This is a genomic window from Methylobacterium sp. R2-1, from assembly GCF_014191355.1.
Taxonomy (GTDB): Bacteria; Pseudomonadota; Alphaproteobacteria; order Rhizobiales; family Beijerinckiaceae; genus Methylobacterium.
This window is the reverse complement of the sequence record NZ_JACHWM010000001.1, coordinates 486,544-508,291: the sequence shown is the minus strand read 5'-3', so window position 1 is coordinate 508,291 and position 21,748 is coordinate 486,544. Positions and strand designations below refer to the sequence as shown.

Sequence of the window (21,748 nt, the reverse complement as noted above, 5' to 3'; positions counted from 1 at the left end):
GCTCAGCCCGCGAGCCGGGCGCCCGTCGGACGGTCGGCGCCCCAAATCTTCTCGAGATTGTAGAAGCCGCGCACCTCGGGCCGGAAGATGTGGACGAGGATGTCGCCCGCATCGATCAGCACCCAATCGCAGGCCGGCAGGCCCTCGACGCGGGCATTGCCGAACCCCTTCGCCTTCATCTCCTGGATGATCTTGTCGGCGATCGAGCCGACATGGCGCTGGGAACGGCCGGACGCGATGATCATCGTGTCGGCGAGCGAAGTCTTGCCCGCGAGGTCGATCTCGACGGTTTCCTCGGCCTTCATCTCGTCGAGGCATCCAAGGGCCAGGGCCTTCAGGGCATCGGAGGAGGCGGTCTCGGTGTCGGAGCCGGCGGCTCCCGGCTGAAGGTGTGCGGACAGGGTCTCGTTTCCCGGCAATCGGCTTGTGGCGACGCCGCCACTTGGTGAAATTGGCCGCTTTCGGCCCACTTTTCAAGCCGGTGGAACGCCCTACGCACCTGTCCGCAGCGCGGTCGAGGACAGTTCGGAACGCGGTCCGTGCAAGAAGGTCCAGGCCGGAGGGTGGCGGGTGGCGAGCGCGGGCGCCTCCGCCTCCGGGATTCGCGCCGCCGCGAAGGCCCGCGCCGCCCGCGCCGCCGGAGCCTTCAGAGTGTAGCCCGGCCGGTCGATCACCGCGACCGGCATCAGCGACAGGATCTTCTCGAATCGGTGCCAGCGGTGAAGGCTGCCGAGGGAATCGGCCCCCATGACCCACACGAAGTGAAGGGACGGCCGGCGCTGGACCAGCCAGCGCAGGGTATCAAACGTGTACCGGCTGCCAATCCCCGCCTCGAAGCCGGTGACGGCAATGCGCGGGTCGGCCGCGAGCGCACGCGCCCTCGCCACCCGCTCCTCCAGCGGGGCAAGCAGGCCGCGGTCTTTCAGGGGGTTGCCGGGCGTGACGAGCCACCAGACCCGGTCGAGCCGCAGCCGCCGCAGAGCAGTACGGCTGACATGCAAGTGGCCGGCATGGGCCGGGTTGAACGAACCGCCATAGAGGCCGATCCGCAGGCCGGGCGCGGCCGGCGGAAGTCCGAATTCGTGCAGAGGAGCCGCCGTCAGCGCGTCACGGCCGCGTCTGGCCGCTGCCGTGGACCCGGTACTTGAAGGTGGTGAGTTGCTCGACGCCGACCGGCCCGCGGGCGTGCATGCGGCCGGTAGCGATGCCGATCTCCGCGCCGAAACCGAACTCGCCGCCATCGGCGAACTGGGTCGAGGCATTGTGGGTCACGATCGCCGAGTCGACCTCGTTGAGGAAGCGGGCGGCGGCCTCGGTGTCGTCGGTGATGATCGCATCGGTATGATGCGAGCCGTTGGCCTCGATATGAGCGATGGCCGCGTCGAGCCCATCGACCACCTTCGCGGAGATGATCGCGTCGAGATACTCGGTCCGCCAGTCCGCGTCGTCGGCCGGCGTCACCCGCGGATCAACGCCTTGGGTCGCCGCGTCGCCGCGCACGGCGCAGCCGGATTCGAGCAGCGCCTCGACCAGCGGCTTGAGGTGGGTCTTGGCCACCGCCGAATCGACGAGCAGCGTTTCGGCGGCGCCGCAGATGCCGGTGCGCCGCATCTTGCTGTTGAGGACGACGGTGCGGGCCATGCCGAGGTCGGCGCCCTCGGCGACGTAGACGTGGCAGATGCCGTCGAGATGGGCGAAGACCGGCACCTTGGCCTCGGCCTGGACCCGTTCCACGAGGCTACGCCCGCCGCGAGGCACGATCACGTCGACGCAGCCGCCGAGGCCGGTCAACATCAGGCCGACCGCGGCGCGGTCGCGAGTCGGCACGAGCTGAATCGCGTCTGCCGGCAGACCCGCGCGGGCGAGCCCCTCGCTCATCGCCGCGGCGATGGCTGTGGCGGTGCGGTGCGAATCCGATCCCGCGCGCAGGATCGCGGCGTTGCCGGCCTTGAGGCAGAGCGCGCCCGCATCCGCCGTCACGTTGGGGCGACTCTCGAAGATGACGCCGACGACGCCGAGCGGCACCGAGATGCGCTCGATCAAGAGACCGTTCGGGCGCTCGAAGGCGGCGAGTTGGCGGCCGACCGGATCGGGCAGGCCCGCAACCTTCTCGACCGCTTCGGCAATGGCCGCGACGCGGCCCTCGTCCAGGGTCAGGCGGTCGATGATCGCTTTGGTCTGGTCCGCAGCCTGCGCGGCGGAGACGTCCCGCGCGTTCTCGCGCAGGATCGCCGGAGCACTGGCGCGGATCTGCTCGGCGATGGCGCGCAGGGCCAGATCCTTGGTCTGCGCCGGCGCGAGCGCCATCGCACGGCCGGCGGCGCGCGCGCGCCGGCCGATGCCGGCCATCAGCGTATCGAGGTCGTCGGCGTCCGCGAGATCGGACTTGAGATTCAGGACAGGCACGTTCCTGCTTCCTGTCTGGCGCCGATCGACCGGCGCGATTGAGCATTTGAGTGCATATGCACCCTCCCGGGCCCCTTTGCACATCGCCTTGGGGTTGAACAAGCGTCGATGTTAAGTTGCGTCGCCGGAACGGAGCGCGTCAGTTTCCGGTCATCGCGAGATCGTCGCGATGAATCATCTCCGTGCGCCCAGCCTGAACCGAGGCCGCGGCGATCTCGCGGCTGGAGCGACCGATGATGGCGGCGGCATCGGCGCTGTCGTAGGCGACCAGACCCCGCCCGAGGATACGACCCTCGGGGCCGCGGATCAGCACGGTATCGCCCTTGGCGAAGCTGCCCTCGATGGCGGTGACGCCCACCGGCAGCAGGCTCGCCCCGCCTTGAAGCGCGCGGGCGGCGCCTGCATCGACCACGAGGGTGCCGGAAGCCTCCAGCGAGCCGGCGATCCAGGTCTTGCGTGCGGCGGTGGGGGTCGAGCCCGACAGGAACCACGTGCAGCGTCCGCCTTCTCGGACGACGCGCAGCGGGTTCTTCCCCCGCCCGTCGGCGATGACCATGTGGGTGCCGCCGCTCGCGGCGATCTTGGCCGCCTCGACCTTGGTGCGCATGCCGCCGCGGGACAGTTCGGAGGCAGGGCCGCCCGCCATCGCCTCGATCTCCGGGGTCACCCGCTCGACCACCGACAGGTGGCACGCCTGCGGATCGCTATGGGGTGGGGCGGTGTAGAGGCCGTCGATATCGGAGAACAGCACCAGCACATCGGCGCCGATCATCGTGGCGACGCGGGCTGCCAGCCGGTCGTTGTCGCCATACCGGATCTCGGCGGTGGCCACCGTGTCGTTCTCGTTGACGACCGGCACCGCGCGCACTTCCAGAAGCTTTTGCATGGTGGCGCGGGCATTGAGGTAGCGGCGGCGCTCCTCCGTGTCCTTCGGCGTCACCAGCACCTGGCCCGCGACGATGTCGTGGTGGCCGAGCGCCTCGGTCCAGTACCGAGCCAGCGCGATCTGTCCGACGGCCGCCGAGGCCTGGCTTTCCTCCAGACGGAGCGTTCCGGGCGGTAGGCCCAGCACCGTGCGTCCGAGGGCGATGGCGCCGGAGGAGACGACCACGACATCGACGCCGCGGCCGTGAAGGTCGGCGATGTCTTCGGCCAGCGCGGCGAGCCACGCGTGGCGCAGGCGCCCTCGGGCACGATCCACGAGGAGAGCCGAGCCCACCTTCACGACGACGCGGCGGAAATCTTCGAGTGCGGGAGGACGGATCACGGTCATGCGACAGTCGTTACGGGCGCGCGGCGATTACAAGAGCTGAGCCGGTTCCTGTGCATGAACCGTTCGGTCTTGGCCAGATCCTTGCTGCACATGAGGCCAATGCGAACTTCGTTTAGTACAACTCATGCGTGCTTCTGTCGCGAAGGCGTGATGCACACTGCAAACTATCTCATGTTAATCGTCGTTGCTCGAACGATGATACCGGCGGTTGGCATCGACGCGAAGCCCGCGTGCAACCCGGCGCTGTTCGATCGCAAGGAATGCCTCGTTGCCGGTCAGTGCGCTCTTGGGCCGCCGCCTTCTGATCGTCGAGGACGATTACTTTTGGGCCGAGGAACTGCGTCGCGGCCTACAAGGCGCCGGAGCGGTCGTCTTGGATCCAGTCGCGAGTGTCGAGGCCGCACTGAATGTCCTGGGCTCGCAGATTGCCGTGGACGGTGCGACCCTCAACATCAAACTCAGGGATGAGCGCGCCTTCGCCGTCGCCGACCGGTTGCTCGTCAGGGCCGTGCCGTTCCTGTTCGTGACCGGCTACGACCAGCTTGCCCTGCCGGCCTTCTACGCGGCGCTGCCCCGTCTCGAAAAGCCTGCCAGCGTGGACGCCGTCCTGCGAGGGATGGACGCGCTGCTGCCGGCCGCCTGAGCGCCGGTGCGGCCATCGAAGCAGACGGGGCGACGGGTCTCAGTGCGTCTCGCGCAGCAGTCGCTCCGCGACGACCTTCACCGGCTGTCTGCGGCTGATCAACACGGCGAAGCGCGACTGCTCCGGGTCCGATTCGAAGCGGGTCCGGGCCCAGGCGATGAGAAACTTGAGATATTCGGCCCCGAGCAGGCGCGTGACCGCCGGATCCGTCCACCAGCGGCCGAGATCGAGACCGTCGGAGACGACGGGATAGGGGATCAGCGTCTCACCCTCCTGCAGAGCGTGCCGCAGTTCCACGAGGGTGCGGGGCATGTGGTAGCTCGACGTCACGACTGCGACCGTGTCGAAGCCGTGGCGGCGCATCCAGCGACGTGTCTCGATGGCGTTGCCGATGGTGTTACGGGCCCGGTAATCGAGATCGACGCAGCAGGTGATCCACTGCTCCTGGGACGGGTTGAGGCGCACGATCTCATCGCGGGTCGTGCGCTCATTGACGCCGGAGATCAGGAGCCGCCTGCCGTGACCGGCCGCGAGCAGGTCGATGGCGTCGCCGACACGCTGCGAGCCTCCGGTCATGGCGACGATGCCATCGACGCCGTCCAGGTTCGGCCGCTCGGCCTGCTCGACCACCGCAACGAAGGCGAGGAAGCCGCCCGCCAGCGTCAGCAGGCCGAAAATGGCGAGGCCGACGACGACCTGAAGGAGGCGGATGCCGCGCCTGGGGCGCGCGCGCGAGTCGGTCATCCGAGGGGCGGAGATCTGTGGCGCTCCACGGGCCGACAGCGATGCCCACGGCCATCCGAGCGCCTCGTGCGCGGGATCGCAGGAGGGACTGGCGTGGAGCCGGCCCGGGCCGGTCGCCTGTCGGCGTGGCGCTCGCGGAAACATCTCGGACGAAAACAGGGGCTCATGACGGTGTCGATGCTGGGACTGTCGGTTCCGAATGGTTGTCGAAACGTTAACGGGCTCGCTCGATGGGAGCCTATCGGAGGAAGCGGCGCACCGTGAACCGCGACACGGTCGCCGTGACGAGGGAGGCGATCACGCCGATGAGCACGATGATGGCGTAGCCCTGCCAGCCGATCTGGAAGGTGCCGAACAGTGCCTCGATCTCGTCGCCCGCCGGCCCAGAGCGCCACATCCGGGCGACGAGGCCGGCCAGCGCGCAGGTCAGCAGCGCGGCACCTGCGCCCAGTGCCCCTCCCCTCAGGCCCAAGCGGAAGAAGCGACTCTGGAAGGCCTTGGCGATGTAGTCATCGTCGGCGCCCACGAAATGCAGCACCTCGACCACCTCGCGGTTGCCGGCCATGGCGCCGCGGGTCGCGAAGATCACGGCAAGTCCGGTGGCGAACAGCACCAGCAGAACGATGCCGATGCCGATGCCGGCGAAGGTGTTGGCCATGGTCGAGAGACGCTGGAGCCACAGGGCGTGGTCGTCGAGGCTCGCCACGCCCGGCAGCGCCGTGGTGAGGGCGGTGCGGAGGGCGGGGAGGTCGGCAGGGCGGCCGCTCGCGAGCGTCAGCGCGATCAGGCGGGGAACCGGCAGGTCCGACAGATCGAGCCCGGTGCCGAGCCAGGGTTCGAGCAGCCGCTCGGATTCCGCCTTCGAAAAAATGCGCGCACCGGCGATGCCGGGCGCAGCCCGTGCGAGGCTTTCCGCCTGCCGAACGTCGGCCTCGATATCGCGTCCGGCGCTGGGCCGGATCTGCACCGTGACCTCCTGCGCGACGCTTCCCTGCCATTGAGCAGCGCTCGAGACGGCGATCTCGGCCGCTCCGGCGCAGAGCGCGGCGAGAAACGTGAGGATGGCGATGACCGCCGCCAGCGCCCGGCTCGCGGCGGAGTCGGTCGGCACCAGAGGCGCGTTGCGGCGAAGATTGGCCGGAAGCGCCGGCTCGGAAACGGAGGGCGCCGCTCGAGCCTGAGATGGGTCGCTTCGGGTGGGCGCGCGCGCGTCGCTCATTGCCCCTCCACCCGCAGCCGGCCCTCGGCAAGAACCATGCGACGCGCCTCGACGAGATCCATCAAGCCATAGTCATGGGTGGCGATCACCACCGAAGTGCCGAGCCGGTTCAGCTCCATGAACAGCCGCAGAAGGCGCCGGGCGAGGCTCGGATCGACGTTGCCGGTGGGTTCGTCGGCCAGCAGCAGTTCCGGCCGCGCGATCAGCGCCCGCGCGATCGCCGCGCGCTGCTTCTCGCCGCCCGACAGGAGCGGCGGCAGGACGTGCATGCGCTCGCCCAAGCCGACCCAGCGCAGCAGTTCCACGACCTCCGCCCGGTAGCTCGCCTCCGCCCGCTCCTGGACGCGCAGGGGCAGCGCCACGTTCTCGTAGGTGGTGAGATGATCGAGCAGTCGGAAATCCTGGAACACCACACCCATGCGGCGGCGCAAGCCCGTGAGCGCGTCGTTCGAGATGCCGCTGACCTCCTTGCCGAAGATCGAGACGAGGCCGCGGGTCGGACGCACCGAGAGGAGGATCAGGCGCAGCAGCGTCGTCTTGCCCGCCCCCGAAGGCCCGGTGAGAAACTGGAACGAGTGCGGCGCGATTTCGAAACTGACGTCCGACAGCACCTCCGGCCCGAGGCCGTAGCGCATGCCGACGCTCTCGAAGCGAACGACGGGCTCCTCCGCGCCGGACAGGAGGCTGCCCGTTTTCATCCCAGCCGACAAGGACCGCTCACTCCACGCTCTGTGCTCGACACAGGACTCCTGTGCCGTACTCGACTTCACGACCGGTTAACCACACTCGGGGACAACGTTTGTGTCCTTTTCGAGAGCGCGGCAACCCGCTGCCGGGACCTGACATCGACTCTGGTCCATCGCCATGCTGATCGTCTGCCCGGCCTGCGCCAGCGAGTATCGCATCGATGCCGAGCGCGTCGGAACCAGCGGGCGCTCGGTGCGCTGCGCGGCCTGCCGCGAGACGTGGTTCATCTCGGCCGACGAGGTCGTCGCCGCCATGTTCGACGAGATGGCGGCGGAGGAGGAGCCCGCTTCGCCTCCGCCTCCACCGGAACCCGCGCCTGCGGCCGAAGCACCCGTCGAAGAATCCGTGCGGCGTTCCCGGCCGACGGCGACGTCTGCCAAGCGCGGCAAGCCGAAGCGCAAGACCGGCCGGTTCTCGCCCGCACTGGCCGCTTGCCTCGTCCTTGCCGCCGCCCTGCCGCTCGCGCTCCTCGGCCGTGCCGGTGTCGTACGGGCGATGCCTCAGACGGCGGCGCTGTTCGCCCGCGTCGGCTTGCCGGTGAATCTGCGCGGCATCGATCTGGCCGACATTGTCGCCTTCCAGGTGCCTGCCGAGGGCGCCAACCCCGCGCGGCTCGTCGTGGAAGGAGATCTCGTCTCTGTTGCCCGGGAGCGCGTCGCCGTGCCGCTGATCGAGGTCGAGGTGCGCGGTGCCGACGGACAGTCGCTCTACCGGTGGAGCGTGCCGGGGCCGCGCGCCGCGCTCGAACCCGGCGAGCGGGCGCGATTCAAGGCGAGCCTCTCGGCTCCGCCCGAGAAAGGACGTCAGGTCGAGGTGCGCTTCTCGGACAGCTCTGTCGCCGCCGACGCGGGAACGGGCGAGAACCGCTAGGATCGCGTTGCAGGGCTAATCGTCGCCGTCCGGTGGATGGCCACGATACAGCGCCTCGAAGTCCCAGCCGCCGTAGAACATTTTGACGATGCTGACCCGATCGGCCTCGACCCGGTAGGCGATGACGGCCGAATGCTCGAACGGCACCGTGCGCGGACCGGGCTCCAGATCGTCGCGACGACGACCGCCATGGGGCGCGTCTCCGATACGGTCGCACCGTTCGACGGGTCGGTTCAGGAAGCGCTCCGCGAGCTCGGGGCTGAGACTGGCCTCATGCACCCAACGGTAAATCTGCAGGAGGTCTGCGTGGCTTCGGCCCGCTAGGTGACCTTAAGACGCTTCATCCCGATGCGCCTTCCCGATGCGCCTTCCCGATGCGCCTTCCCGATGCGCCTTCAAAGTTTCGGCGTGAAGCGTCCGGATGTGCGACCGCACTTCCTCGCCGGTGAACGCCGGCCGCGGATCGTCCAGCGAACGGCGGATGCGGGCGCGGATGACGTTCAGGCGCGCAGCATCCTCTTGGCGCTGCCAGAGCCGCACCGCGTCGCGCAGAACCTCGCTGGTCGGGGCGTACTGCCGACGGCGACGCTCCCGCGCACGGCCCGGAGCTGCTCGGGCGTCATGGTGATGCCGATCTTCTCGGCCGATTGCATGTCCGATCCTCCGGCTGCCACGGCACACAGGGTGGCATAAAATCCGACCTACCGATCACCCTTCACTGATTTGCATCTCGCCTGACTGGTCGGCGGCTTTCCCTGTTGCGTCGGCCGGCAACGCTGGCGGAGGCGGCCGCTCATGATATGGTGGGGAACGGGACGGCTGAGGGCGGCCCGCGCCGTTGAGAATCCAGCGAAAACATCAAGAGCCGCATGAGCACCGCATCGAAACGCGTCCGCGTCCTGTTCGACGAGGCGGCGATCGCCAAGCGCAACGAGGAGTTGGCCGCCGAGATCGTCGCGGCCAAGCCTGAGAATCTGCTCGTCGTCGCCGTGCTCAAGGGCAGCTTCATGTTCGCGGCCGACCTGTTGCGGTCGCTCCACCGGGCCGGGCTCTCGCCGCAGGTCGAGTTCGTGCATCTCTCCAGCTACCGCACCTCGACCGTTTCCTCGGGGCAGGTCGAAATCCTGCGCGATGTCCAGAGCGAGGTGCGTGGGCGCGACGTGCTCCTGATCGACGACATCCTCGAATCCGGCCGCACCGTCGTCTTTGCCAAGGATTTGCTGATGGCCCGCGGCGCCAAGCGGGTGCTCACTGCGGTTCTGCTGGAGAAGCCAGGCAAGCGCGCCGTGACGATCGACGCGGATTTCGTCGGCTTCACCTGCCCGGACGTGTTCGTGGTCGGCTACGGCATGGATGCCGCCCATGCCTTCCGCCAGCTCCCCTTCGTCGGCCTCGTGGATTACGACAGCAGCGACGCGGACCTGTTCGGGGGTACCTGAGCCGGAATCCCGATCGAGCAAATTCCTGATAAATCCGCGACACTTGTCGGAAATTGTCGGCCGATGGAACTCTGTCGGTACCCGAGGCTTGACAGGCCACGCTTCCGCACGGTCACTCGGGCGCAGCGATCCACATCGAAGGAACGGTAAAGGACGCCCGACCATGGCGCGCATCCTGCTCGTGGATGACGAGGACACGATCCGCGGCTTCCTCAAGCGCGGACTGGAACTCGACGGCCACACCGTTGTCACGGCCATCGATGGTAGTGATGGCCTCGACCGGCTCTCGGAAGCCGGCGGCGGCTTCGACCTGATGCTGACCGACATCCGTATGCCGTTGATGGACGGCATCGCGCTCTCGCTTGCGGCCAAGCGCGACTACCCCGATCTCACCATCCTGCTGATGACCGGCTTCGCCGACCAGCGTGAGCGTGCCCGCGGCCTCGACGCCATCGTCACCGACGTGCTGACCAAGCCTTTCTCCCTGGCCGATCTGCGCTCGACGGTGACGCGGGCACTGGCGGCGTAACACCTCAGTTCATCTGCCAGATCGTTCCGTTGAGCAGGCAGGCAAACGCCACCCAGGCGGCGTAGGGCACGAGAAGCCACGCCGCGGCACGGTCGAAGCGCCATGACAGGCGGATGCTCCACATAATCATGATGAGCATGGCGAGCGCGACGATCAGCGCGAGGCCGAGTTGGTGGGCGGCGAAGAAGACCGGTGTCCAGGTCGCGTTGAGGGCGAGCTGAGCGGCGAAGGCGGCTAGCGCCAGCCACCACGCTTTCCGGGCAGGGCCCGGCACCGGGCGGGCGCCGAGTAGCCGCCAGAGCGAGACTGCGATCATCGCGTAGAGGACGGTCCAGGCCAGCGGGAAAACCCAGTTCGGCGGATTGAAGGCCGGCTTGCGGATGGTCGTGTACCACTCCTCGATGTTGGACCCGGTGGAGAGCGTGCCCACCGCAGTCACCAGGGCGACAGGAAGGATCGCGGCGGCCAGCCGCGGGATCGGCGGCAGGGCTGGCCGCTCGGGAATGTCCAGGGCGCTCATGCGCTGTGCAAAGCTCCGTCGCTCATTTCCCTGCCTTGCCCGCTCCGGCGGATTCGCTCAAGCCGGCATGCGAGCTGACCTCGAGCGAGGAAACCCATGAGCCGGTCCAACGCACCTCACGGCGATTCCGATGCAACCGCACCGCACGGGCTTTCACCCGAGGCGTGGAGCCCGCGCACGCTGGCGGCTCAAGCGCTCGGCCGGATCGATCCGGTGACGCGGGCGGTGGTGCCGCCGCTCCACCTCTCGACCACATACCTGCGCGATCCCGACAACGCCTACCGCTCCGGCTTCTCCTACGCCCGGCCCGACAACGCCACGACGCGAGAGGCGGAGGATGTCATCGCGGCGCTGGAGCGGGCAGAAGCCGGTGCGCTGCTGTTCGGCTCCGGCATGGCGGCGGCAACGGCCGTGTTCTGCGCCCTGGAGCGCGGCGATCACGTGATCGCGCCGGAGGTCATGTACTGGGGCCTGCGCCGCTGGCTGCAACAGGAGGCGCCGCGCCTCGATCTTGCGGTCGACTTCGTCCCGATGCAGGATCCGGAGGCCGTACGGGCCGCGATCCGGCCGGGCAAGACCCGGCTCGTCTGGATCGAGACGCCGGGCAACCCGCTCTGCACGATCAGCGACATCGCCCGCATCAGTGAGATCGCCCGCGCGGCTGGCGCCCGCGTCGCGGTCGATTCGACGGCGGTGAGCCCGATCCTCACCCGTCCGCTGACACTCGGGGCCGACCTCGTGATGCACTCGGCCACCAAGATCCTGAACGGCCATTCCGACGTCGTGGCCGGCGTCCTCGCCGGTGCGCACAAGGATGCCTTCTGGGAGCGCCTCGTGGCGATCCGCGGCGGGTGGGGAGCGATCCTGGGGCCGTTCGAGGCCTATCTTTTGGTGCGGGGCCTGCGCACCCTACCCCTCCGCGCGGCCGCCCAGAGCGCCGGGGCGCTCCGCCTCGCACAGCGGCTGTCGACGCATCCGCGGGTGAGCGCCGTGCTCTATCCCGGCCTGCCCAACCATCCCGGCCACGCGGTCGCCGCGCGGCAGATGGAGGGCGGTTTCGGCTTCATGCTCGCGATCCGCGTGGCCGGCGGCGAGGCGGCGGCGATCGACACCGCCGCACGGGTGCGGCTGTGGAAGCGCGCCACCTCCCTCGGCGGCGTGGAGAGCCTCATCGAGCACCGCGCCTCGGTGGAAGGACCGGGCACACCCTGCCCGCCCGACCTGCTGCGCCTCTCCACCGGCATCGAGGATCCGGACGATCTGTTCCGTGATCTCGACGCGGCCCTGACGGGTGCGCACGGCTCGACGGCCTAAAGCCGCATGCTAGTACCTCATGCCTGACGCCCTCCGAAATTTGTGGAGGGCGTACGTGCGGTTGCGGCTTTCGTGCGTTGTCGCCACGACGAGCCTCGAACCGCGACGCGAACCGCCATGACGAAATCGAAGTCCGTTCTTCTCGCCGCGCTCGCGCTCGGCCTCGTTTCCGGTGCGGTCCGGGCCGAGGATGGGCCGCCGAAGCTCGATGTCGAGGCGACCTGCAAATCCGCCGAGCGGGTGCAGAGCACGCTCAGCGACAATTCCAGCGCGGATGCCTGCCTCAACTCCGAGCGCAGTGCCGAGAATGTTCTGAAGAAGCGCTGGGGCCAATTTCCGGTCCCGGCCAAGTCACAGTGCACGCAACAGTTCCAGGCTGGCGGCTTCCCGTCCTACGTCGAGCTGCTGACCTGCCTGGAACTGGCGAGCGGCACGGTGCCGGCGCAGCCGGACGTGGACCGGCCCGCCAAGTCCGATGTCGGAGGCGGACGGGGCGGCGACAGGAAGGACGGAAGGTCCCTCACCCGCGAGCCCGTGCCCACGCAGCGGACCAATCCGATCGAGGTGTTGGAGCAGAAGTAGGCCGCACGGCATCCGGCTTTCGGAATCCGACAAGGCGAGGCCGGACACTCAGCGCAGCGTCGGCGTACCGGCTTCATCGATGGAAACCGCCAGCCAAGGGGCCGATGCGGCGCCGATCGCCGCCGGATCGGCGCCGACGGTGCGGCTCTGATGCAGTTCGAGCAGTTCCCGGGCGGGGCGCGTATCGTCCTCGGTCAGGAACAGGCCGCGCGCCTTGGAGCCCAGGCCGAGGCGGGTGCTGCTGGTGAGCACGCTCTGCACCGGGCTCGTCAGCAGTGCCATAGCGACCGGCGCCATCCAGAGGGCCAGCCAGGGGCTGCCGGACAAGGCGAGCAGCACCGCAAGCGCCCCACCCGCCGCGATCGCGTCGCTCTGAAGGCGGAACGCCTCGCCCCACGGCACGCTGCGGTCGTCGCGGGACTGCGTGTCCCAACGGACCACCCGCCCGAACAGCGTCGTCACCACGGCGCCCGCGGCGAACAGCGCCATCACCGGCCAGAGCAACACCCAGGTCACCTGTTCGAGCGCCGCGCTGACGAGGAGCGAGCGGGTGCCGCCGAAATCCGCCCGGCGCCGCGGAGAGGCCAGCACGTAGCCGAGGCTCAGGAGTTTCGGCAGCGCCATCACTGCGACGACGAGGGCGGCGAGTGCCGCGGCGGCCGCGCTGGCGCCATCGATCCCGTAGCCGATCAGCCCGAGTTCACCGGAGCGAACTGCCTGCCATGTGCCGAGCGCCAGGAAGGCGATCCAGAGCGGGTAGACGCAGTAGCCGAGGATGCCGACGCCGAGGTGCCAGCGGCTTGCGCCGAGCAGCCCCTTCATCGGCAGCACTCGGATGTGCTGGAGGTTGCCTTGGCACCAGCGTCGCTCGCGGCCCAGCAGGTCGATGAGGTTGGTCGGCATCTCCTCCCAGGTGCCGCCCATCTCCGGCAGGAGGCGCACCTCCCAGCCGGCCCGGCGCAGCAGCGCCCCCTCGACGATGTCGTGGCAGAGGATTTCTCCACCGAGCGGGGGCTTGCCGGAGAGAACCGGAAGCTCGGCGTTGTTGGCAAACGCCTCGATCCGCAGGATCGCGTTGTGGCCCCAGTAGGAGCCGTCCGGCCCCTGCCACGTCTCCAGGCAGCGGAGGGAAAGCGGCGCGTAGAGGCGGACGGCGAATTGCTGGATCCGCGCGAACAGGGTGTCGCGGCCGGCCGCATACGAGACGGTCTGGATCAGGCCGGTGCGCGGATTCTCCTCCATCAGCCGGGCGAGCCGGCGCATGGCGGCACCGGTCATCAGGCTGTCGGCGTCGAGCACGATCATGAAGTCGTACTCGTGCCCGTAGGTCTGGCAGAACTCGGCGATGTTGCCGGCCTTGCGGCCCTTGTTGTCCGTCCGCCGGCGGTAGCGGATGCGCGGCATGCCGCGGCCCTCGCGCTGGCTCCAGGCCTGGATGCGGGCGAATTCGTGCTCCTCGACCGCACTGATCGCGCCCTCCCGGGTGTCGGAGAGGACGAAGATGTCGATGTCCGAACCGTCGCCGCCCTCGCGCTGGAGCGAGCGGGCCATGACGCGGATCGCCGAGAATACCGCGATCGGGTCCTCGGCATGGATCGCGACCACGGCGGCCGTGCGGCTGAGGCCCGTCGGGCGGGTGGAGATCGTGGCGGCGCGCCGCTCCAGCGACGAGAGGGCGCGGTCGCCCATCAGCGCGGCGATGAGCCCGTAGAGATACTGCCAAGCGGTGAAGGATTGCCACGCCATCAGCAAAACGAAGAGGCCGAGCACGGTGCGCCCGAGCCACGTTTCCGGCAGGCCGTAGGCCGCGAGCGCCAAGGCAGCAATGGCGGCGGCGGTGGCGAGCGTCGGCCCGGCCAAAGCGAGACGGCGCAACCGGAACGACGCCGGCCGCGGTGCGGGGCCCGCGCCCCTCGGGCGGGTTTCATCCCCGGCCTCCGTCTCGACGGAACGTTCCGCCTGCGGCAAGTCTGGGCTGGACATGATCGGCGTCGACACTCGCGGGAGGGATGAACGGATGGCAGGACGGTCGGACGCTGACAACGAGGCGCCCGAGGCAATCGGCGTTTCGCGGCGCGCCATCGTGCGTGGCGCTGCTCGGGGTGCTCTTGCCGGTTCGGCCGGCTTGAGCGTTTCTGGCCTCTTCGACCTGAATGCCGCCAGAACGATGGCTCAGACGTTAGGAAACACCCCGTCTCAGGGAACCTCGGAGCCGCGTCCGGTGACCTTCGAGGCCCTGGCGCAGCAGGCCGAGCGGCTCGCCGCGGAGCCCTACCGCGCCTCGAGCAGCGACCTGCCGCAGGAGTTGGCCGCGCTCGACTACGATGCCTTCCAGGCGATCCGCCTCCGTCCAGAGGCGACCGTGCCGCTCGGACCCCGCTTCTCGATGCAGCCGTTTCACCGCGGCAACCTGCACGCCAAGCGTGTCGAGATTTTTTTCCAGTCGCCCGAGGGCGTGCGTCCCTTCGCCTACGATCCTGGTCTGTTCGATCTCGGACCGGCGCTGCAGGGCCGTCGCTACTCGCCGACACTCGGCTATGCCGGATTTCGCATCGCCACCAGTTTCGACGCGAGCCGACCGCAGAGCCACGAAGAGTTTCTGGTCTTCCTCGGCGCCTCTTACTTCCGAATCCGCGGCAGGGATCAGGTCTACGGCCTCTCCGCCCGGGGCGTTGCGGTCAATACCGGGCTGCCGCAGGGCGAGGAATTTCCGGACTTCACCAGTTTCTGGATCGAGGAGCCGCGGGGCGATGCGGCCTCGATCACGATTCTCGCGCTCCTCGACGGGCCGAGCCTCACAGGCGCCTACCGCTTCAACGTCACGCCGGGCGATCCCTCGACGGTCGCGGTGGAGACCGCCCTGTTCCCGCGCCGTGCCATCGCCGCGCTCGGGCTCGCGCCGCTCACCAGCATGTTCCTGTTCGGCGAGAACGGGCCGGGCGCACGCGGCTCGGAGCCTTTCGATGATTTCCGCCCTCAGGTGCACGACTCCGACGGGCTCGTGGTGCAGACGCCCGGCGATCGCCTCTGGCGGCCCCTCGTCAACGGCCGGGCGGCGCCGCAGATCTCGTCGTTCCGCGTAAGCCCGCTTGAAGGCTTCGGGCTGCTGCAGCGCGAACGCCATTTCGCCGCCTATCTCGACGTGCAGGCGCGCCACGAGGACCGGCCTGGGCTGTGGGTGACGCCGAAGGGCGACGGCTTCGCGGCCGGCGCGGTGCGGCTGTTCGAGATTCCGTCGCGCACGGAGGCGACGGACAACATCGTCGCCGCCTTCGTGCCGGAGGCACCCGTCGAGGCCGGCAGGACGCTTCGGCTGGCCTACACCCTCACCACCGTCGGCTCCGAACCCGCAGCGGCGCTCGCGCCGCCGCTCGCCCGCGTCGTCTCGACCCGCGTCGGTTCGGCCGAGCGCCTGCGCCCGACAAACCCGCCCTCGCCGCGGCGGCGCCTCTACGTCATTGACTTCGAGGGGCCGGCCCTGCCCGACGATCCGAATGCGGCCATCGACGTGGCGCTCTCGGCGAGCGCCGGTGCGCTGGTGGAGCCCTATGCCGAGCGGGTGCCGCAGACTGGCGGATGGCGCCTCTATGCCGAATTTCGGCCGCCCGAGCCCTGGCCCGCAGGAGACGTGGTGCTGCGCGCGCGACTTTCGCATGCCGGGCGGGTCATCACCGAGACGTGGGACGCCGTCGCCTGACGCCGATGAACTGGGCGGGCTGCCGGCCGTTAACGGGGCAACGTCACGTCCGAACCCGGAGCCAGGGATGCGTCCCAATCTGTCCAGCGTCCCGCTCACCGCGCTGGCCGCCCTCGCCCTTCACCTCGCGCTCGCCCCTGTCCCGGCACGCGCCGAGGCGGCGCCGGGCAGTTCGGCTTCGCCGCGCTTCATCGAGCAGCCCGAGACCGGCACGATGCGCGGCTCGAAGGTCATCGGCGTCAGTGTGGTCGGGGCCGACCATGTCCGCGTCGGCAAGATCGAGGATGTGCTCGTGGACGGCACCGGCCGCATCCAGGCGGTGGTGATCGGCGTCGGTGGCTTCCTCGGCGTCGGCGAGAAATACGTCGCGGTGCCCTTCGACCAGCTTGCGTGGAATTTCGAGGACGTTTCGCTCACCGGCGGCGCCAGTTCGGTGGCGACCCCCGCCAACGCGCCGAGCGAGAAGGCCGCCGACAAGGCCGGCCCGGGAACGATGCCCGGTGCGCAGATTTCCCCCGAGGTGCTCGGGGCCGTTCAGAACCAGCATAGCGGCCGCGTCACGGAGGCGACCGGCCCAGTCGAGCCTCAGAAGCCCGATTCGAAGCCGGCGACCGTCCTCGCGGGCCATGACCTGATCCATGCCGAGGTCCGCCTGACGAAGGCGCAGCTCAACGACGCACCGGCCTTCCAGTTCGAGAAGGCCAAACGATAGCCGTCCTCGTCCTGAGGCGGCATGACCTTGGAGTTCGCGTATCATGAGACACGCCGCCTTCACCCTGATCGTTTGGCTCACCGGCCTCCACGCGGCGCTTGCGCAGGCCACCAACCCGGCCCCTCCCATTCCCGAATCGGGCCCGTCCGGCTCCAGCTCCGGTCCGGCGACGACGGCGGCGACGGATTTCAACTGGGTCTGGGCCAGTGTGCTGATCGCGCTCGCGGTGCTGGCCATTTGGATGTTCGCCCGCAGGCGGCAGTCCGGACCGCCGCGGTAGCGCGAGGCTCGGTCGGCTGCCGCCTTGGATAGCAGGCAAGCCGGACGTCGTCGCGAGCGTCAGCGAAGCGATCCAGCGGCGCGACCTCCCCGTAGAAGGCAGCGCCCTGGATTGCTTCGGCTTCGCCTCGCAATGACGAGAATGGCGGTCAGCCCTTCTTCGCGCTCGGGAAGAACAACGGCTCGCCGTTGATCTTGTAATCGGCGATGGCTTTCTGGCCCTCGGGCGAGACCAGCCACTCGATAAAGGCTTGTCCCTCCTTCACCTTCACGCTCGGGTGCTTGTCCGGGTTCACCAGCATCACGCCGTAGGGGTTGAACAGGCGCTTGCCGCCCTCGACGAGGATCGTCAGGTCGCCGCGGTTCTTGAACGAGAGCCATGTGCCGCGATCGGCCAGGATGTAGGCGCCGAGCGACGAAGCGGTGTTGAGCGCCGGGCCCATGCCCTGGCCGACGTCGCGGTACCAGTCGCCGCGTACCGCCGTGAGATCGACGCCGGCCTCCTTCCAGCTCCGCAATTCGGCGCTATGCGTGCCGGACCGGTCGCCCCGCGAGACGAAGGGCGCCTTCGACGCTGCGATCTTCCGGAAGGCTTCGTCGACGCCCTTGCCGCGGATGCCGGCCGGGTCGTCCTTCGGGCCGATCAGCACGAAGTCGTTGTACATCACGTCCTGCCGCCCCTTGGCGAAGCCCTCGGCGACGAACTTGTCCTCGGCCGGACGGTCGTGGACGAGCACGACGTCGGCGTCGCCCCGACGCGCCGCGTCGAGGGCTTGGCCGGTGCCGAGCGCCACGACCTTCACCTCAATTCCGGTCTTCTGCTTGAACAGCGGCAGGATGTGCTTGAACAGGCCCGACTGCTCTGTCGAGGTCGTCGAGGCGACGACGATCGAGGCGGGCTCTGCCCGCAGCGGCGAGCTTGCGTCGAGGGCGGCAAGGAGGGAGAGGGTCAGGAAGCTGCGGCGAAGGACGTCCAAGGCAGTTCTCCGGTGAGGTAGGCCCGCGCCTCAGCGGTGCGGGGTGAGAAGAGGACGGATCGGGTCGGACCCCGCTCCACGGCGCGCCCACCCGCCAGCACGATGGTCTCGTTGGCGAGCCGGGCGACCTGCCCGAGATTGTGCGAGACGAGGAGCACGGCGGTGCCGGCCCGTGCCATCTCGACGATCAGGCTCTCGATGGTCTCGGTCGCGGACGGGTCGAGGCTCGCGGTCGGCTCGTCGAGGAGCAGGAGATCGGGCCGCATCGCCCAGGCGCGGGCGAGCGCGAGGCGCTGCTGCTCGCCGCCCGAGAAACGCGTCGCCGCATCGCCGGCCCGATCCGATAGGCCGACGCGGGCGAGCGCCGCCTCGATCCGCTCGGTGCGCGCGCGGCGGGACAGGTTCAGCGGGATCAGCCCGAGGGCGACGTTGGCGGCGGCGCTGGCGCGGACCAGGGCCGGGCGCTGGAACACGAAGGCGCGGCGGCCGGGCGCGAGGCGCACAATACCGGAATCGGGCTGCAGCAGGCCGTCGATCACCCGCAGCGTCACGCTCTTGCCCGCCCCGTTGGGACCGATCAGGGCGGTGATGCCGGCCGCGGCGACGTCGAGGCCGAGCCGGTCGAGGATCGGCCGCCCGCCGAGCGTCAGGCTGACGTTCTCCAGATGAATGGCGGGGGCCGCGCTCATCCGTAGGCTTTCACGGCATGGCCGCGCAGGAGCGCGGCGGCGGCGTTCACGGCGAGCACGAGGCCCATCAGCACGGCGCCGAGTGCCAGGGCGAGGCTGAGATCGCCCTTCTGCGTCTCCAGCGAGATCGCGGTGGTCATCGTGCGGGTATGTCCGTCGATGTTGCCGCCGACGACGAGCACCGCGCCGATCTCGGAGATCGCGCGCCCGAAAGCCGCGAGTGCGGCGGTGAACAGCGAGAAGCGCGCGTCGTAGATCAGCACCCCGGCCCGTCGCGGCGCGGAGAGGCGCAGCGAGCGGAGCTGCTCGCCGAGATGCGCGTCCGCGTCGGCGATGACCTGACGGGTCAAGGCCGCCACCAGGGGCGTCGCCAGCACGGCCTGCGCCGCCACCATGGCAGTGGGGGTGAAGAGCAGCCCGAGCGCGCCGAGCGGGCCGGAGCGCGACAGGGCGAGATAGAGGATCAGCCCGACGATCACCGGCGGCAGGCCCATGAAGGTGTTGAGCAGCCCGACCAGGGCGTTGCGCCCCGGAAAGCGCGCCACGGCGATCAGCGCCCCGAGCGGAACGCCCAGCAGAAGTCCGATGCCGACAGCCGTCAGGCTGACGCGCAGCGACAACCACGCGATCGCCAGGACGTCACGGTCGAGCGTCCACAGCCGAGAGAAGGTCTCCTGAAGAGTTTGGCTCAAGCGGCGGGCTCGCGGGGCTGCGCGGAACGAGCCGGGATGATACGCCGAACGGTGCAAGATCAATAGGAAAGGCCTTGCATATGATTTTTGTAGATGGAGCCCCTCGAGCTCCCATTGCTTCGGAGCAGGGCCGGCTCGATGTGCGTCTCCACGTGGAGGGCCGGTGCGAGGGGACATCCGCCTTCGCTCTGCGGAGCGCCTACGCGCTTCTGGACGCGCTCGGCCGATCGGGCTCGCTGCAGGGGGCGGCAGAGCGGCTCGCGATCTCCTACCGCTCCGCCTGGGGGCAGTTCGAGGCGCTTGAACAGGCACTCGGCCGGCCAGTCGTGGTGAAGACCAAGGGACACGGAACCAGCCTCACACCCTTTGGTACGGCACTGCTGGCGCTGCTCACGGCTTCGCAGACTCGTCTCGCCCCGGCGCTCGCGGCGGAGGAGCTCGCGCTCACGGACGGTCTGCGGCGGCTGCTGGAGCCGGCTGATGCCCGCATCCGTCTCGCCGCGAGCCACGACCCGCTGTTGCTAGAGACCATCGAGGCGCGGCGGGACATCGACCTGATGGTCGCCGGCAGCCTCGACGCCCTGGCGCGGCTGCGCGACGGCACCGTCGATGCCGCGGGCTTTCACTATGGCTCGGACGGGCCGCCCCCGTCGCCCTTCGACGACGTTTTCGCGAATCGCGATCTCGCCGTCGTCCCGCTCTTTCGCCGGGAGCAAGGCCTGATGCTGGCCGCCGGCAACCCGCTCCGGCTCGAAACCCTCTCCGACATCGCCGCGCGGCAGGCCCGCTTCGTCAACCGTCAGCGCGGCGCCGGCACCCGGATCTGGTTCGAGCGGCTCTGCGCCGAGGCGGGCCTCACGCCGGAGGCTATCGTCGGGCATCACACCGAGGAGTTCACCCACCAGGCGGTGGCGGCGCTGATCGCGACGGGGGCGGCCGATGTCGGCATGGGCACCCGCGCCGTCGCCGAGCGCTTCGCCCTCGACTACCGTCCCGTGGGCTGGGAGATCTACTTCCTCGCAATCGGCGCGAGGATCGGCGCGGAAAAGCTCAACGCCTTACGCGCGGACTTATCCAAGCGGGCCGGACGGGCGTCGGGCTACGCGCCACCCGCCTGATCCTGCACGATCGGGCCTTCTCGGGCGGAGCGAACGGAACGTCCGTTCACCACAGCAGCGCGTGCGGGTAATAGGCCAGCGTGTCGCCGGGCGCGACGCCGGTGGCGTCATCGGGCAACTCGACGAGGCCGTCGCTCTCGGTGAGCGAGGTCAGCACGCCCGCCCCCTCCCGCGGGAATTTCTGCGCCTCCAGACCACCGTCACCCGCGCGGGCGAGGCTGACGCGGACGAATTCGCGCCGTCCCGCCTTCTTACGGTAGGCGAAGGCCGATCGCACCGGCCAGGACAGCGGCGGCTCGTACAGCGCGCCGCCGAGCCGCGCGAGCAGAGGCCGCACCACGAAGAGCAGCGTGACGTAGACCGCGACCGGATTGCCCGGCAGGCCGATGAAGGGCGTGCCCGCCACCAGCCCCGCCGCGACCGGGCGGCCGGGCTTGATCGCGAGGCGCCAGAGCATCAGCCGCCCTTGCGCTTCCACCGCCGCCTTCACGTGGTCCTCCTCCCCGGTCGATACGCCGCCGGTGGTGAGGATCAAGTCGTGGTCCCGTGCCGCCTCGGCGAGGCGGGACGGCAGGGTCGCGGGGTCATCGCGCAGGATGCCGAGATCATCCACTGCGACCCCGAGCCGGGTCAGCAGGGTTGCGAGAAGAACGCGATTCGAGTCGTGAATCGCACCGGGTCGCAGCGGGGCGCCGGGCTCGGTCAGCTCGTCGCCGGTGGAGAACAGGGCGACGCGGAGCCGTCGGCGTACGGCGATCCGCGCATGGCCGGTCGCGGCGGCGAGCGCCAGATCCTGCGGCCGCAGGCGTCGCCCGGCAGTGATCGCGAGGCCGCCCCGGGCCAGATCCTCGCCTTCCGGCCGCGTGTTGGCGCCGCGATTCAGACCTGCCGGCAGGGTGACGCGGTCGCCCTCGCGGCGCACGTCCTCCTGCATGAACACGGTGTCGGCGCCCGGCGGCATCGGCGCACCGGTGAAGATGCGGATCGCTGTCCCTTCCTGCATCGCTCCGGCGGCAGCGCCGGCCGCGAGCCGTCCGCCCACCGGCAGGACGGTCTCGCCCTCCGGCGCGAGGTCGGCGAAACGTACGGCGTAGCCGTCGACCGCGGTGTTGGCGAAGGGCGGTAGATCATGCGCGGCGAGGATGTCTTCCGCCGCGATCCGTCCATCGGCGAGGCCGAGCGGCACCGTCTCGGTGCCGGCGATCACGGGGAAGCGCTCGGCAATCGAGGCCACCGCCTCCTCGATCCGCATCAGCTTGCCCCCGAAGGCGAAGCAATCGTCGGTGAGCTGTGCCATT

The 21,748-nt window shown here is 69.5% G+C and carries 24 protein-coding genes; 10 read left to right on the top strand and 14 right to left on the bottom strand.

The features are described from left to right. Window positions 1-2 precede the first annotated feature (2 nt). The 4 genes from rsfS to proB all read right to left on the bottom strand — a co-directional run bounded on the left by rsfS (window position 3) and on the right by proB (window position 3,679). On the bottom strand, window positions 3-305 hold the full coding sequence (gene rsfS / locus FHU13_RS02545) for a ribosome silencing factor (protein ID WP_246714453.1): 303 nt from the start codon (window positions 303-305) through the stop codon (window positions 3-5). 186 nt (window positions 306-491) lie between these two features. Then, complete coding sequence (locus FHU13_RS02540) at window positions 492-1,052, bottom strand: nicotinate-nucleotide adenylyltransferase (RefSeq protein WP_183434304.1); 561 nt, start codon at window positions 1,050-1,052, stop codon at window positions 492-494. A gap of 55 nt (window positions 1,053-1,107) precedes the next feature. After that, window positions 1,108-2,406 carry a glutamate-5-semialdehyde dehydrogenase gene (locus FHU13_RS02535; RefSeq protein ID WP_183434266.1) on the bottom strand — a complete coding sequence of 433 codons (1,299 nt, stop codon included), beginning with the start codon at window positions 2,404-2,406 and terminating at the stop codon, window positions 1,108-1,110. A gap of 139 nt (window positions 2,407-2,545) precedes the next feature. Then, the gene (gene proB / locus FHU13_RS02530; protein ID WP_183434265.1) at window positions 2,546-3,679 is read right to left on the bottom strand and encodes a glutamate 5-kinase; all 1,134 of its coding nucleotides are present in this window, start codon (window positions 3,677-3,679) and stop codon (window positions 2,546-2,548) included. Between the two features lie 268 nt (window positions 3,680-3,947). Here proB and FHU13_RS02525 point away from each other — a divergent pair, with 268 nt between their 5' ends. Beyond that, window positions 3,948-4,322 (top strand): response regulator, encoded by a 375-nt coding sequence (locus tag FHU13_RS02525; protein ID WP_183434264.1) that lies wholly within the window; start codon window positions 3,948-3,950, stop codon window positions 4,320-4,322. Between the two features lie 39 nt (window positions 4,323-4,361). Here FHU13_RS02525 and FHU13_RS02520 read toward each other — a convergent pair whose 3' ends face one another. From FHU13_RS02520 to ftsE, 3 genes are all read right to left on the bottom strand, one after another. Next, entirely contained in the window at window positions 4,362-5,066 is a 705-nt protein-coding gene (locus FHU13_RS02520) for a YdcF family protein (protein ID WP_183434263.1), read from the bottom strand. 238 nt (window positions 5,067-5,304) lie between these two features. Then, window positions 5,305-6,285 (bottom strand): ABC transporter permease, encoded by a 981-nt coding sequence (locus tag FHU13_RS02515; protein WP_183434262.1) that lies wholly within the window; start codon window positions 6,283-6,285, stop codon window positions 5,305-5,307. Further along, complete coding sequence (gene ftsE / locus FHU13_RS02510; RefSeq protein WP_183434261.1) at window positions 6,282-6,983, bottom strand: cell division ATP-binding protein FtsE; 702 nt, start codon at window positions 6,981-6,983, stop codon at window positions 6,282-6,284. The genes FHU13_RS02515 and ftsE overlap by 4 nt, the downstream gene beginning before the upstream one ends. 166 nt (window positions 6,984-7,149) lie before the next feature. Between ftsE and FHU13_RS02505 the strand changes: the two genes are divergently transcribed. Continuing rightward, complete coding sequence (locus FHU13_RS02505; protein ID WP_183434260.1) at window positions 7,150-7,902, top strand: zinc-ribbon domain-containing protein; 753 nt, start codon at window positions 7,150-7,152, stop codon at window positions 7,900-7,902. Between the two features lie 15 nt (window positions 7,903-7,917). Here FHU13_RS02505 and FHU13_RS02500 read toward each other — a convergent pair whose 3' ends face one another. Next, window positions 7,918-8,181, bottom strand: a complete 264-nt coding sequence (locus FHU13_RS02500) for a type II toxin-antitoxin system RelE/ParE family toxin (RefSeq protein WP_312889542.1) — start codon at window positions 8,179-8,181, stop codon at window positions 7,918-7,920. A 590-nt stretch (window positions 8,182-8,771) separates the two neighbouring features. Here FHU13_RS02500 and hpt point away from each other — a divergent pair. Next, window positions 8,772-9,341 (top strand): hypoxanthine phosphoribosyltransferase, encoded by a 570-nt coding sequence (gene hpt / locus FHU13_RS02495; RefSeq protein ID WP_183434259.1) that lies wholly within the window; start codon window positions 8,772-8,774, stop codon window positions 9,339-9,341. Window positions 9,342-9,504: 163 nt separating this feature from the next. Further along, window positions 9,505-9,870 (top strand): response regulator, encoded by a 366-nt coding sequence (locus FHU13_RS02490; protein WP_183434258.1) that lies wholly within the window; start codon window positions 9,505-9,507, stop codon window positions 9,868-9,870. Window positions 9,871-9,874: 4 nt separating this feature from the next. Here FHU13_RS02490 and FHU13_RS02485 read toward each other — a convergent pair whose 3' ends face one another. Next, entirely contained in the window at window positions 9,875-10,390 is a 516-nt protein-coding gene (locus FHU13_RS02485; RefSeq protein ID WP_183434257.1) for a TspO/MBR family protein, read from the bottom strand. A gap of 96 nt (window positions 10,391-10,486) precedes the next feature. Here FHU13_RS02485 and FHU13_RS02480 point away from each other — a divergent pair, with 96 nt between their 5' ends. Both FHU13_RS02480 and FHU13_RS02475 read left to right on the top strand, forming a co-directional pair. Continuing rightward, window positions 10,487-11,704 (top strand): PLP-dependent aspartate aminotransferase family protein, encoded by a 1,218-nt coding sequence (locus FHU13_RS02480; protein ID WP_183434256.1) that lies wholly within the window; start codon window positions 10,487-10,489, stop codon window positions 11,702-11,704. A 117-nt stretch (window positions 11,705-11,821) separates the two neighbouring features. Further along, window positions 11,822-12,286 (top strand): hypothetical protein, encoded by a 465-nt coding sequence (locus FHU13_RS02475; protein ID WP_183434255.1) that lies wholly within the window; start codon window positions 11,822-11,824, stop codon window positions 12,284-12,286. A 48-nt stretch (window positions 12,287-12,334) separates the two neighbouring features. Here the strand turns inward: FHU13_RS02475 and mdoH are convergent, their stop codons facing one another. Next, entirely contained in the window at window positions 12,335-14,269 is a 1,935-nt protein-coding gene (gene mdoH, locus FHU13_RS02470) for a glucans biosynthesis glucosyltransferase MdoH (protein WP_183434254.1), read from the bottom strand. Window positions 14,270-14,303: 34 nt separating this feature from the next. Between mdoH and FHU13_RS02465 the strand changes: the two genes are divergently transcribed. From FHU13_RS02465 to FHU13_RS02455, 3 genes are all read left to right on the top strand, one after another. Continuing rightward, entirely contained in the window at window positions 14,304-15,983 is a 1,680-nt protein-coding gene (locus FHU13_RS02465) for a glucan biosynthesis protein G (protein ID WP_183434253.1), read from the top strand. 67 nt (window positions 15,984-16,050) lie between these two features. Then, entirely contained in the window at window positions 16,051-16,695 is a 645-nt protein-coding gene (locus tag FHU13_RS02460; protein WP_183434252.1) for a PRC-barrel domain-containing protein, read from the top strand. Window positions 16,696-16,738: 43 nt separating this feature from the next. Then, entirely contained in the window at window positions 16,739-16,975 is a 237-nt protein-coding gene (locus tag FHU13_RS02455; RefSeq protein WP_183434251.1) for a hypothetical protein, read from the top strand. A gap of 148 nt (window positions 16,976-17,123) precedes the next feature. Here the strand turns inward: FHU13_RS02455 and FHU13_RS02450 are convergent, their stop codons facing one another. Genes FHU13_RS02450 through FHU13_RS02440 form a run of 3 tightly spaced genes read right to left on the bottom strand, consistent with a single transcriptional unit; the run spans window position 17,124 to window position 19,332 of the window. Further along, the gene (locus tag FHU13_RS02450) at window positions 17,124-17,951 is read right to left on the bottom strand and encodes an extracellular solute-binding protein (RefSeq protein WP_183434250.1); all 828 of its coding nucleotides are present in this window, start codon (window positions 17,949-17,951) and stop codon (window positions 17,124-17,126) included. Continuing rightward, the gene (locus FHU13_RS02445) at window positions 17,924-18,640 is read right to left on the bottom strand and encodes a phosphate ABC transporter ATP-binding protein (protein WP_183434249.1); all 717 of its coding nucleotides are present in this window, start codon (window positions 18,638-18,640) and stop codon (window positions 17,924-17,926) included. Before FHU13_RS02445 ends, FHU13_RS02450 begins: the two co-directional genes overlap by 28 nt. Beyond that, window positions 18,637-19,332: an ABC transporter permease gene (locus tag FHU13_RS02440; RefSeq protein WP_183434248.1), complete on the bottom strand. Its 696-nt coding sequence runs from the start codon at window positions 19,330-19,332 to the stop codon at window positions 18,637-18,639. Before FHU13_RS02440 ends, FHU13_RS02445 begins: the two co-directional genes overlap by 4 nt. A gap of 80 nt (window positions 19,333-19,412) precedes the next feature. Here FHU13_RS02440 and FHU13_RS02435 point away from each other — a divergent pair, with 80 nt between their 5' ends. Continuing rightward, a complete protein-coding gene (locus FHU13_RS02435; protein WP_183434247.1) occupies window positions 19,413-20,450 on the top strand; it encodes a substrate-binding domain-containing protein in 1,038 nt (345 codons plus the stop codon). 46 nt (window positions 20,451-20,496) lie between these two features. Here the strand turns inward: FHU13_RS02435 and glp are convergent, their stop codons facing one another. After that, entirely contained in the window at window positions 20,497-21,747 is a 1,251-nt protein-coding gene (gene glp / locus FHU13_RS02430) for a gephyrin-like molybdotransferase Glp (RefSeq protein WP_183434246.1), read from the bottom strand. Window position 21,748: the final 1 nt, after the last annotated feature.